General features: G+C 45.7%; 7 protein-coding genes and 1 rRNA gene. 4 read left to right on the top strand and 4 right to left on the bottom strand.

Translation table 11 applies throughout. The features are described from left to right. Positions 1-47 precede the first annotated feature (47 nt). From ACI2NF_RS00520 to ACI2NF_RS00505, 4 genes are all read left to right on the top strand, one after another. Positions 48-1,121: a hypothetical protein gene (locus tag ACI2NF_RS00520; RefSeq protein ID WP_400210933.1), complete on the top strand. Its 1,074-nt coding sequence runs from the start codon at positions 48-50 to the stop codon at positions 1,119-1,121. Positions 1,122-1,137: 16 nt separating this feature from the next. Further along, on the top strand, positions 1,138-2,259 hold the full coding sequence (locus tag ACI2NF_RS00515; RefSeq protein WP_400147896.1) for a FecCD family ABC transporter permease: 1,122 nt from the start codon (positions 1,138-1,140) through the stop codon (positions 2,257-2,259). Next, positions 2,256-3,023 carry an ABC transporter ATP-binding protein gene (locus tag ACI2NF_RS00510; protein WP_400210932.1) on the top strand — a complete coding sequence of 256 codons (768 nt, stop codon included), beginning with the start codon at positions 2,256-2,258 and terminating at the stop codon, positions 3,021-3,023. The genes ACI2NF_RS00515 and ACI2NF_RS00510 overlap by 4 nt, the downstream gene beginning before the upstream one ends. An 84-nt stretch (positions 3,024-3,107) precedes the next feature. Then, positions 3,108-4,037 (top strand): bile acid:sodium symporter family protein, encoded by a 930-nt coding sequence (locus ACI2NF_RS00505; RefSeq protein WP_400147892.1) that lies wholly within the window; start codon positions 3,108-3,110, stop codon positions 4,035-4,037. Between the two features lie 38 nt (positions 4,038-4,075). Here ACI2NF_RS00505 and ppsA read toward each other — a convergent pair whose 3' ends face one another. The 4 genes from ppsA to ACI2NF_RS00485 form a co-directional block, all read right to left on the bottom strand. Beyond that, positions 4,076-6,397 (bottom strand): phosphoenolpyruvate synthase, encoded by a 2,322-nt coding sequence (ppsA, locus tag ACI2NF_RS00500; protein ID WP_400147890.1) that lies wholly within the window; start codon positions 6,395-6,397, stop codon positions 4,076-4,078. 626 nt (positions 6,398-7,023) lie between these two features. After that, on the bottom strand, positions 7,024-12,243 hold the full coding sequence (locus ACI2NF_RS00495; protein WP_400210931.1) for a leucine-rich repeat protein: 5,220 nt from the start codon (positions 12,241-12,243) through the stop codon (positions 7,024-7,026). A 141-nt stretch (positions 12,244-12,384) separates the two neighbouring features. Continuing rightward, positions 12,385-12,506: ribosomal RNA gene (gene rrf, locus ACI2NF_RS00490) — 5S ribosomal RNA — on the bottom strand. A 35-nt stretch (positions 12,507-12,541) separates the two neighbouring features. Then, positions 12,542-13,279, bottom strand: a complete 738-nt coding sequence (locus ACI2NF_RS00485) for a DUF92 domain-containing protein (protein WP_400197080.1) — start codon at positions 13,277-13,279, stop codon at positions 12,542-12,544. Between the last annotated feature and the right edge of the window lie 2 nt (positions 13,280-13,281).

Below are 13,281 nucleotides of genomic sequence, written 5' to 3'. Positions count from 1 at the left end.
TTTGGTAATACTTAAGTATCCTGATTTGATAAGGAGAATAGGTTTCCATGGATAGAAAAATTGCATCTATCGCTATCGTAGCGGTGGCTTTGATAATCGTCGCGGGAGCGATCGTTCTCATCGGTGACAATGGTGGTGACGACACTCACAAGGTCGTCATAAAAGATAGCCTAGGGAACGATGTTGAGGTCACTGCTCCTGTGACCTCGTTCTGTACTGTGAATACGAATGCAGCCGAGTTCTTCCAGATGCTCTCCATCAAGGATATGATCGTTGGTGCCGATAAGGCGACGATCAGCAGTCTTGATACATACAAGAATGTGACGAACATAGGGGAGCACAAGAATCCTGTCGGAGAGAAGATCGCGGAGACAGGATCTAAGTTCGTCATCTCTCAAGCAGAAGCTAGATCGATGTCGGCAGCAACGGAACAGGCTCTCAAGGACAATTATGGCATCACGGTATTGCGCCTCAATTTCTATGGCGATACCATGTTGAGGGATGTTGAGCAGTTGTTGAAGATTATATCATCCGATGATGCTCAGAAGATCTTCGGAGAATACAAGGATACGTACAAGAAGACAGTGGATGCTGTCATGGACAAAGCCTCCAAAGCATCTGGGGATCCGTCATTCCTTTTCTTCTTCACAAGCATGAGTTCAACGAATGGAACCTACTATAACGAGAATTCCGAGCTTGGAAAGATAGCTGAATCCATTCACGGACACAATGCCCTCAAGGATATGAAGGTCACATCATCGACAAAGACATCCAAACCGGCTAAGGAGACTGTATTTGACTATGATAAATCAGGTAAACTCGATTACGTCTTCATCAGGGCCGTATCCGGACATACAGCTGCAGCGGACTATCAGACCTTCATCAAGACCGGCGGTGATTTGAATTTCAATGAATTGAATGTAGTCAAGAACAAGAACATCTTCGTCATCGAGACAGATGTGCTCTCTGGACCACGTGACTACATCGGTTATGTGTGCATAGCTGAGGCATTCGGAATGGACACTGGATTGGATTACAACGAATTGGTCAATTCTTTCAACAAGAAGTATGGATTCGATGTGAAATACGGTTATATCATGGAACAGTCCCCTGTTGAATGATGGGGTGCGAGTTATCATGGATCAGGAGGGAGAAAGAACGGATGCGGGAAATCGTCTGAAGAAGATCTACGTCGCATCCTCCCTCCGTAAAAGGACATTCATAGCGATCGCCTTTCTCCTTTCATTGGTGGCGGTCGTAGTATCTGTGAGTATAGGCGCGGTCGATATCCCATTGAGTGATACCGTCCGCGTATTCCTGCATGCTATACTCCCTCCTTTCTTCGACAATCCGACTACCCCTTGGTATCCTGATATAATACTCAATGCTAGGTTGTCACGTACCATACTCTGCCTGATCACCGGATTCAGTCTCGCGATGTCCGGTGCTGTGATGCAGAACATCCTTCGCAATCCATTGGTAAGTCCTTTCACATTGGGATTGTCATCTGCCGCATCCTTTGGAGCGGCGATAGCGATCCTCTTCGGAGCAGGGATCACAGGTTCGGTCATGGTGCTGGGCCATGAGTTCTTTGCCAAGAACATGTTCATCGCTGGATCGGCCATAGTATCAAGCTTGATCAGCGTATCATTGGTCGTATCATTGTCGCGTAGGAGTGGCATATCGCGTTCGACCATCATCCTGACGGGAGTCATAATAAGCTATCTGTTCCAAGCTGGTATCAGTGCGATAAAGTATTTCTCGAATGATGATGCGTTGAGGGAGATCACGCTTTGGTTGATGGGAGGCATGTGGAATGCTTCATGGGGTGTTGTGTATCTTGTCCTGCCGATCGTGGTGATCCTTGCGATAGTGATAGAATCCATGTCATCCAAGGTCAACGTCCTTGCAGCCGGTGATGATGTAGCTGAGAGCCTAGGTGTCGACGTCAAGAGACTTAGAATATCCCTCATGGTGTTATGCACAATCATATCGTCCGTGTGCATAGCATTCACAGGCATCATAGGGTTCATCGGATTGATCGCTCCACATGTGACAAGGATGTTCATAGGCAATGACAGTCGTTACCTTTTCCCTGCATCAGGGGCTCTGGGAGCATTCATATTATTGTCATCGGATATCGTCGCGAGGATGATCATCCGTCCGGAGGAGATCCCTGTCGGGATCATAATGTACCTTCTTGGAGGGATATTCTTCATTTGGCTCGTCTGCAGTCGCAGGAAGGAGGTCTCATTATGACACTCAGCATAGAGGGAATGAGGCAAGGATATCATGACAACATCGTCATCGATGACATATCATTCGACATCGAGAAAGGCGAGATGGTATCCATCCTTGGACCGAATGGCAGTGGCAAGTCCACTCTGATAAAGACCATATGCAGGATAATGATGCCGTTATCCGGAAATGTATCTGTGGATGGGGTTTCAATCCAAGGCATGGAGCCGAAAGAGTTCTCGCATCTGATAGGCTATGTTCCGCAGAAGTATATGCCGACGGATTACGTGACAGTGTTCGATTCCGTTCTCATCGGAAGGGCGCCATATATGTTCTGGTCATATTCGGATGCGGATTTCTTACATGCTGGGATGGCCATGGATAGGATGGGGATATTCGATCTGGCTGAGAAATACGTCAATAACATATCCGGAGGACAGATACAGAAGGTCGTTCTGGCGCGTGCTATAGCTCAGGATCCGGAGTATTTCATCCTTGATGAGCCTACGAGCGCTTTGGATCTGAAGAATCAGATGCTTGCTCTCCGCACCATAAAGGATGTGATCTCTCAAGGGAAGGCAGGTGCTCTTGTCGCCCTCCATGATCTGAACCTTGCGATGCATTTCTGCGACAGGGTCATTCTTCTGAAGGATGGTCACATCCATTCCTCAGGAAGGCCTGTCGATGTGATAACCGAGGACTCCATTCGCGATGTATATGGTGTATCATCGGAGATACTCGAAGGCAGGGATGGTCTGTTCGTTCATATCCTAGAGGATGAATGAGCTGATATCATTACCTTGTATCTCAGAACGCTTTATGGATTTACATGACATAATTGATATATTATGTGATTTTTTGACAGAATCATGGCGTTGATGTCTGTCCTAGGCAACATCAGGTATTGGGTTTTGGCAGGAGCGATTATAGGTCTTCTGGGAGGCGACCTCATAGGTTCCAAATCAGGAGATTTCTTAACTTTCACATTGGTATTGTTGATGTGCTTCTCTTTGACAGGATTGAGATTCAGTAAGAATGATTTCAAGGAGAACAAGAGAACGATATTGATATCGACGATAGTAGGTGTGTTCATCTCTCCGATCGTGACATTGATCATCGGTTCTCTGTTCGATGATATATATTGGGAGGGATGGGTGCTGTTGGCATGTGTCCCTTGCGCCATAGCGGTGATATCCGGCGCTCTGTTGATGGGCGCAGATACGAAATTGATGACTTTATCGGTCACTGCGATCTATATCGTGGCCATAATATTCACGCCTGTGACGGTAGCTTTGTTGACAGGGGGTTCAGTGGACCCTCTGACGATATTGAAGTACGTGCTCTTGTTCATACTCGTGCCGATGATAATCTCCTTGCCATTGGGCAAGATGAGGATACCGAAATCCGTGAACACGATCGTGATCAACTTCTGTTTCCTGGCGATGGTGTTGGTAGCATTCGGTAAATGCCGTGATACAATGATATCCGATCCGATGACAGTCCTGTTGATCGCTGTCGCATGTTTCATCAGGGTGCCTGTGATACATCTCGTGTCGGAGATGGTGTTGAGGAAAGCAAAGGTGCCTGTCGAGAAGCGTATCCACTACATCCTGTTGTTGGGATGGAAGAACAGTGGTATGTCATTGGCGTTATGCATAACCCTCGTTCCAGATTCATCCGCAGTATTGCTGCCAGGTTCCATATCATTGGTGTTCGAACTGACATACATGATGTTCATGATGTGGTATTACAGCAGATTGAGGAAAGCGGATAGCATCGTTGTAGAATCGAGTTGCTGAAAAGAAAAAGGATCAGGGGACGAAGTCCCCCATCCGTTTCAAAGTTTGTTCCTAAGATTCCTGAGTTCATCAAGGATGATCTTCTGTTCCGTGGATGCGATCAGTTTCTTGGTCTTGATGACCGTGTCAGGGTTGAGAGAGACGTAGTCTATGCCTTCCCTCACAAGGAATTCGGTGAATTCAGGATATACCGATGGTCCCTGTCCACAGATACCGACGGTGACACCATTGGCGTGTGCTACTTTGATCAAGTGACTGATGGCCCTCTTGACAGCTTCGTTCCTCTCATCGAAGTATCCCATGCGTCCGAGGATATCCGAATCCCTGTCGGCACCCATGGTGAGCTGTGTGAGATCGTTGGAACCGATCGAGAATCCATCGCAGTATTTGGAGAACTCATCCGCCATGAAGATGTTGGCCGGGACCTCTGCCATGAAGTAGAGTTTGAAGTCCTTGCTTCTCTTGAGGCCGATCTCGTTCATCATCGCGGTGATCTCTTCGACCTCTTCGACGGTCCTGATGAATGGGAGCATGACACAGAGGTTCTTCATTCCCATCTCTGTCCTGACCTTCTTTATGGCCTTGAGTTCACAGATGAACGCATCCTTGTAGTCGGGTGAGACATACCTTGAGCAGCCTCTCCATCCGATCATCGGATTGTCCTCTGATGGTTCGTAGTCGGATCCGCCTTTCATATCGCGGTACTCATTAGTCTTGAAGTCGGATGTTCTGAGAACGACCTTCCTGGGGTAGAACGCACGGCAGACCTTGGAGATACCGTCCGCAAGCTTATCTATCATCTCATCGGAACGTCCCTCGGCTATCATGGCCATCGGGTGTTCTCCTACATAGTTGGTGAAGAGGAACTCGGATCTCATCAATCCAACTCCGTCGACAGGCAGTGCGGCCACTTCCTCAGCCTTGGTGGGGATGCTCATGTTGACCATCACGCCCGTACCTGTGATCGGCGCGGATTCAGCCATGACGACCTGCGTCGCTGCAGGTGTCGCATCGGATGATCCCTTCTTAGCGAGGTCACCTTTGTACACAGTACCTGTGGTACCGTCCACGGTGATGACCTGACCGTTCTTCAGGATGTTAGTGGCGTTCGTAGTTCCTACGACGCACGGAGTACCCAATTCTCTGGAGATGATCGCAGCGTGACATGTCATTCCGCCCTCGTTCGTGACTATGGCGGCTGCTCTGCTCATCGCAGGGACCATATCGGGCATCGTCATCGTTGTGACGAGTACGTCTCCGTCCTTCACGACATCAAGGCTCATGGACATGTCGAAGATGACGACCTTGCCTGATGCAAGACCAGGACTTGCTCCGAGTCCTGTCGTTATTATGTCCTCGCTTGCCGCTTCGGTCTCGATGGTCTCATTGGTAGCGGAATCTCCGACGGCTGTGATCGGTCTTGCTTGGACGATGTAGACTTTGTTGTCCTCGATGCACCATTCCATGTCCATCGGTTTGTCGTAGTGGATCTCGATCTGTCTTCCGATCTCTGCGACCTCTGATACGCGACGGTCATCGATTTTCTGTAATTTCTGTTTCTCGTCAGGGATGTCGACCTTGACGGTGTGTCCATCCTTTGGGTCCTTGGTGTATTTCCATTTTTGAGTGGATATCCTCTTCTTCTTGACCTTCATGGTGTTCTTATCCACTTTGTACGTGTCGGGAGTGACCTCTCCTCCGACGATAGCTTCGCCGAGACCATATCCTGCTTCGATGACAATCTCCTTTACACCGCTGTTGGGATCGACTGTGAACATGATTCCCGATACTTCGGAGTTGACCATCTTCTGCACGACGACAGCGAGTTTGACGTCTTCGTGTGCGAAACCCTGTTTCTCACGATATGCGATCGCTCTTGCAGTGAAGAGTGATGACCAACATTTCCTGACCTTGTCGAAGAGATCATCCTCTCCGTGTACATTGAGGTATGTCTCCTGCTGACCTGCGAATGATGCGTCAGGGAGGTCCTCGGCTGTTGCGGATGAACGCACGGCTACGAATCCTTCCTTGCCTTTTCCGAAGAGTTTGTTGTAACTCTTGACGATGTCTTCTTTGAGATCCTTGGGGATCTCGCATGTCTCGAAGATGTCCCTTATCCTCTCGGATGCCGCCGTGAGGCTATCGTCCGAACTTCTGTCGATGGATTTGAGTTCCTCATTGATCTTTTCGAAGAGGTTTGCTTTCTTTATGAAATAATCATATGCGGATGTGGTGAGGACGAACGCATTGGGTACAGGGAAACCTGCCCTTGTGAGCTCTCCGAGGTTGGCTCCTTTGCCACCAACGATGGGTATGTCATTCACACACAATTCATTCACGTCGACTATCTTTCTGTCCATAGTATCGCCGGTACCGAGTCTTCGGGGCCCATCCGCCCTTGCTCTGATAAACAAATCATTTTCTTGTTTAATAGTCTTTGGATGTATTTTTAGTTTAAAATAAAATATATTTATTTTAAACTCAAATATAATTTATATATGCTGGCTATATTGTGAATATATGCAATTTAGGAATTACTAAATTAAAGATTTATTGATTCTATGATTTTTCATAAGATGGTGCTCCGTTCTAACTAAATTTTCTTTTTTCAATGATATTTAGACGATTCGTATCATTCATTTTTTTTCATCTCAGTTTTTTTTCATATGCTGGCTTCTATTTTCATGAGGGAACTTTGGTATGAAATATCTATTTTCATGAGGGAATATGAATTTTGATTAGACAAAACAAACAAAGGTATTTCCTGAAATGAGAGGTGGGCACATATGAGTCGATTATCAAATTCTGTCGGAATGAGAAGTATTAATCATCAAAATGTTGTCTGTGGCACGCTCAGAAAGAGAATTCAGTTTTTCTATGGGCGAAATATGGTATGGTGGATGTGGGCCTCCTGATAACTCATGGCCCATGTAATCTATCAATAAAAGAAAATCAATGGAGGGAATTCTCCCTCCAGTTTAAGGTTTCATTTCTTCTTGACGACCATCGTCAACACAACGAGTGCGCCGATCATCATTGCAATGGCAACAACGAACGTTTCGCTTGGATTGAGTACTCTCTTGGATTTCTTAGTGACTCCATTATTGTTATTCCATCCATCGTCGCTCCAATCATCATCAGGCACCGTGGGCGTACTGGGTGTACTTGGTGTCGTGTATACGATACCATACACCGAGTTATGGTTGGTTTTGAACGTGATCGTTGATGATGCCTCATCCACTACGCCACCCATCAATATCTCGTCCCCAACATCAGGGTAGTAGTACACCGAAGGCGTTCCTTTACCACTAGTGAACGGTAACGTGATATCCATCGGAGCACCATTCATCGTCTCACCATCCTTATCGACGGTGATCTCGAACTTCTCCCCATCCAATTTGGTCATAGATGCTTTGATGTTGCTACCGGATGCGGATTGTATCGTGTTGTTTCCTAACGATATGTTCACGTTGTTCGGAAGTTCGATGATGATGTTGGTGGTCGTGGAGCCCTCGCTAGGTATATTGAACTCCACTTGGCCATTGATGTGTGCAATCACGATCTCTCCCGATTCTGTATTCCATTCAGCCGTCAGGTTGATATCATCCTTCACTGAAGCATCGAAATCATACTGCCTACCTTTGTTGAACCAATCGATGAACGTGTGTCCATCCCTTGTCGGTTTTTCGGGCCTAGCGACCTTCTCATCGTAATTCAATTCGATGGACCAGTTGGCATTCCCATTGTTGGGGAGGAAGGTGACAGTGACCACCTTCACAGAATATGTCACGGTGATCTCGATGTCATCGTTACCCATTACGCCCTTGATCACTTCTTTATCAGGAACGTATCCTTCGACCACTGGTGAGATGAACTCATATGATTCCCCGATGCGTATCTGGGCCCTTATCTCACTTGGAGTGGCGAAGTTCTTGTCTCCAGGCGGTCCGCTGTAGTTGATGATAATATATTGGGACCCTGTTGTAGTTTCTGTCCATATCGCTTCGAATTCTAGATCGTTATCTGGCATCGAATCGGGTACATCGGGACTCCAGCGGAATGTGTATCCTTCACGGGAAAGTTCTGGAAGTATGATCTCTGAGGCGTATGAGAATGTTCTGCTGAATACTCCGTCAGATTCCTTGGTCCATCCTTCGGGTGTCTCAAGATCGGTCTGACCGGTCTTTACTTTGATCTTGTGTCCGTTGGCGGAATAGGTCACAGTGATGACAACATCACTTGTTCCCATCGTACCTTCCACCTTCTCACGATCAGGCGTGTATCCTGTTATCAATGGGATGTCTATGCTATATCTCTCACCGTCAGCGTAATGCTTCTCGATATTATTTGGCACGGTGAAATTCTCACTGGGGCCGATAAAATTGATGATCACACTTCCTCCGGACAGTGGTGTCCATGAGGCATAGGCTCTGACGAAGCCTGTTCTGCCTTCGGGGATGCCTTCTACCTTCTCTGTAAGTTCTGGATCGGAATACCATCCATTGAATGTGTACCATTCACGAGTGGGATCCTTATACGTGACCGATTGCGTCATTGTGTAGTCAGGTATGCTATCGATCGCATTGTCGCCGCCGTTGGTATAGTATCTTATATTCCATTCGACAGGGATGTATTCTACATGTATGACTGTATCTGTAGCACCCATCTTCCCTTCCAGATATTTACTTACTGGGGTGTAACCGGTAACATTAGGGGAGAGGATCTTGTATTCATCTTTTATTTTGAACTTTCCGACGTAATCTCCAGGTGCTTGGAATTTACCGTCATTCGGACCGGAATATTTAATTCTCAACTCATTCTCAAGAGCTGTCCATTTGGCATAGACAATGATCTTATTTCCAGTGACATTGAGATCTATACTTTCGATCTTATTGGTGAAACTTGAATCTGCATACCATCCATCGAACCTATATCCTTCATAGACTGGATCATCAAGTGTCACCGTGCCTCTGTGGGATGCGTAATACTTGAAGTTGGTCGCAGGCAGGGTGGCACCATAGTATATGTGGTGATACTCCATACCTTTTCTTGCACTATCAAGACCTGTGTCGTAATAATGGATCGTCAATGACTGATCTTTTGTCGGCATATCGAATTCTGTGATCTCTGGAGCGTATGTTTTTCCGCCGACGGTGAAGTCCTTTATTCCAAGGTTGCTAAGTTTGTTCTCCCCCCATTCCACCTTGCCCGTGAATGATTGTGCATTGGTTCCAAAATCAAAGGTTCCATCACTAGGTCCAACGAGTGTTATCGATAGATCGTATGTATCTTTCTTCCATTTGGCTGAAAAAGTAACACCAGAGTAGACTGTATATTCACTTCCAGGTTGATATCCAGCATATCCATCTATGGCCCATGATTCGAATTTATGATCTTTGTATGTGAAACCACATTCTGGAAGGATGATCTTGGTACCAGAAACAACAGTTATGGGATCCATCGTTCCAACGACATAGTTCTTATCCTCGTAGCTTGTAGAATAACGGAACTCGACTGTGCTCATAGTCTCTATGTCGCACCAGAATTTCTTATCTCCTGTACTGAATTTGGATATCTTATTCACAGGGTTGGTCTTGTTTTCATCGGAGTACCATTTGGTGACACCGCCCCCTGTCGGCAAGACATATTCGGAAGTGTATGAGTAGGCAGTCTTAGGGGCGGTCGTGGTCAGATGGCCATTGAGGCTAGTGCCGTATTCTATCTTGTATGTGTTGCTCTTGTAGTACACATTGATTATGACATCAGAGCCTGATATCTTTCCTGAGACGAGTTCTATGGATGCTGTGTAGTGATTCACCACTGGCGATGTTACAGCGAATATTTCGTTGTTGGTGATCATTTTGGTATGTGTTGCAGGAGATGTGAATGCACCATCCTTTATCGGACCGATGTAATTGATCGTTAGTTTGTATTCCCCGCCGTTCCATATCGCATTAAGTGTCAACGGAACATCAGAATTCCTGTTGGATGCTGAAATCACTTCTCTATTTGCATAGGTCTTGGAACCATCTGTCCATCCACCGAACGTATATCCGTTGCGAATGAAGGTGTTGGTAGGCAATGTGACGGATTCTCCAGCTTTTACGAATATGGGGTCCATGGAACCGGACCCGCCTGCGGCATTGAATTTTATGAAATAACCCGGTTCGACAACATATTCCGCATGATATTTTTGGAGGCCGGTTATGTCATTCTCATTTTTGTATACCCAATCTTTGAATACGTGTGTGATTCCGTGCGATACATATCCCTTCGGTTTTTCCGTCGGGCGATGTAAACTGCTTCCATATGTGTATTCTATGGTTTTGAATACGTTGCCATCATGTTCGATGAATTGTATCTGCACTGTTGTCAATTCTGTGAATTTGGCATTGAGTATAAGATCGCTCGTCACTACCATGCCGTTCGTATATCCATCCCAATTGGAGAATGCATACACTTTACCTGTCGACTTTTTCTTCACAGGATCCTTAGGCAGAACAATTTTCTCACCAGGTTTCAAAAATTCCTTGTAGTAGGTATTCCCGTCGACTTTGAATGTCACCATGTATCCGTCTTCATTGTTCGAGTATGATTCGTAGAAAAGGAAGTAACCATTCCTATCCTTTCCTCCTTTGACGAATGTCTTTCCTGCTAGCGATGAATCATTGCTGTATTTTATTCCATCCGAATTGAAAAAGATCATACTATTTGCTTTGAAGGTTTCAAGCGTTTTTGGGAATTCAATGGATCTCAAAGATTCACAATGATAGAACGTATCATCATCAACGGTGAGGACATTCGCTGGGATCACAATAGTCCGTAAGGAGGTACATTCTTTGAACATCCCGTTGCCAACAACACTGATACCATCGGGGAGGCGAGCCCCCACAAGATTCTCACATCTTTCGAACACCGATTTACCAAGTTCGGTCACGGTATCTGGAATCTCTAAATTCACGAGGGATGTGCAGTCCCAAAATGCATGATCGCCTATTTCCTCAGTACCATATGGGATGATCATCCCAGTGATGGATGTACAACTGGAGAATGCAGAATCACCAATCTCCTTTATTGTTTTTGGCAGTACCAATTCTTTCAAGGATGAACATTTGCTGAATGCATGATCTCCAATGATCCGTAAGGAATCAGGTAGATTGATCTCTTCCAACGATGAACAGCCATCGAATGTATTATTTCCGATGACCTGTAGTGAATCAGGTAATTCGATTCTTTTAAGAGAATAACAATCTCTGAATGCAGAATTGGTCATCGTTATCAATGTTGATGGTAGGGTGACGGAGGTGAGGTCTTTGCAATGGAATGCATACCCATATCTGTCCGAGCCGATGTATTTCACTCCTTCAGGAATCATCGCCTCTTCTACCTTGAGTGGGCAGAATACCACAGTCTCTCCATCTTTGGTCAGAACAAGATTGTTCTTGCTCATGAAGTATGGATTTTTCTCGGAGACCTCGATGAATTCGAGACCAGTACTACTGAAAGTGGAGCTCCATGTGATATCTCTGACATTCTTCGGGATGTAGATGTAACGTAACTGGTCGCACCCTTCAAAAACAAAATCACCCATTCCCTCCAATGATTCTGGAAGTATGACGGTCTCTAATAACTCACAATCAGCGAAAGCATAATTATTGATGAACATGACATTCTCGGAGACTTCGATGTACTGAAGTTTCTCACAATCTCTGAAAACGTTGTTCTTGATCTCAGTGAGGTTCTTCGGCAGTTTCACTTTTTCCAAGTATTTACATCCCGAGAATGCATAAGGCCCTATGTCGGTGACGCTATCGGGGATGTCTATCGATCTCAGCCCTGGCGTTGAATCATTCGTTGCATAAAATGCCCAGCTGTCGATTCTTTGAAGCGTGTTCGGCAAAGTAATGGATTCCAATCTTGTTTGACCTTCAAATGTATATTTTCCTATTTCTACAACCGTGTAGGTCTTTCCATCGTTCTCAACAGTCGGAGGAATTGCCAAAGGATTGTTTTCATCATTGCGGTAGTTGTAACTTCCTTTTACGGTGCGTACAGTAAGATCTTCCTCAGAACATATTTCATATTGAACAAGTCCTGAGTAAAAATATTTTGATGTCGCATCGGATCGGTCATCAAACGCCAAAAAACTTGCAGATGCAATCACAAGGACGCAGATGGCTAAGCCAAGAAACGTTCTTTTATTCATATGTGGCGTACTACACAAGAATATAAAAATTGATGTAAAGATATATTCGATACAGAGTTTCTAAATGTAATACAGAGTAGTGAACTGAATTATATTGACTATATATGTCGCTAAAGCTACTTTGAATGAGAATATAAAAGTGGCCGACAGCGTTTCTGAGTTCCCGTACACTTGCGCAATACAGTACAGTCAGAGACGCAGGCGGGCTTTACTGCCGGGTTCGGAATGGGACCGGGTGTTACACCGCCGCTATGGCCGTCGTACCGAAACATGGGATAACTAAGTAATATTTAAAACTTTATACCAGCACAGTTAGCAATATTGCGATCAATCCGCCGATTATGCCTGTGCTGCAATTGTTCATGTATTTGCTCATGTGACCTTTTGATTCGATCGTAGCTCCGAAGAGACTGTCCAACATACAGCCTATGAATCCCGCCAACATCGGCCAGATGATATCAAGGTTGTATTCGAATCCGTATATCGCACTCCAACCGACCATCGTCACGAAAATCGATGCGAGGATACAAGCGACCGTTCCAAGAAGTGAGATCCCTCCGTCGACACCTGCATTGACCCTTTTGAACGTGGTTATGAGATACACTCTCTTATCCATGGTCCCGATCTCACTCGCTGCCGTATCTGCAGCAGCGACAGCGATTGTTGAGATGTATCCGATGGTCATGAGGTCATGGTATCTGTCGATAGTCATCACGTTCAACAATGCGAAGAGTATACAAGGCAACGCGACACCGATGACATTCTTGGCGGTACGTTCGCCATGCGTACCTTCCTGGAGGCCTTCCTTTTTCTTTCTACTGAGTCCCATCAGTGTAGCGACGAATCCCATCGTCGCGAATATCACCAGAAGGAACAACCATGTGACCGATCCGAAGAATCCGATGATCAGTCCTGTTATCGCGGCCGCGAATGTACCGTCCTTCGTCAAAAGATTGAATCTGTATGCGATGAATGAGAGGAGGATCGTCAGGCATATCACACAAACGACATCCATCCAGGGTTCAGGGAAGATCATCA

The sequence above is a fragment of the Candidatus Methanarcanum hacksteinii genome, assembly GCF_964305265.1.
Lineage (GTDB): Archaea > Thermoplasmatota > Thermoplasmata > Methanomassiliicoccales > Methanomethylophilaceae > Methanarcanum > Methanarcanum hacksteinii.
Note: the sequence above shows the minus strand (reverse complement) of the source record. Positions and strands in the feature narration are given on the sequence as shown.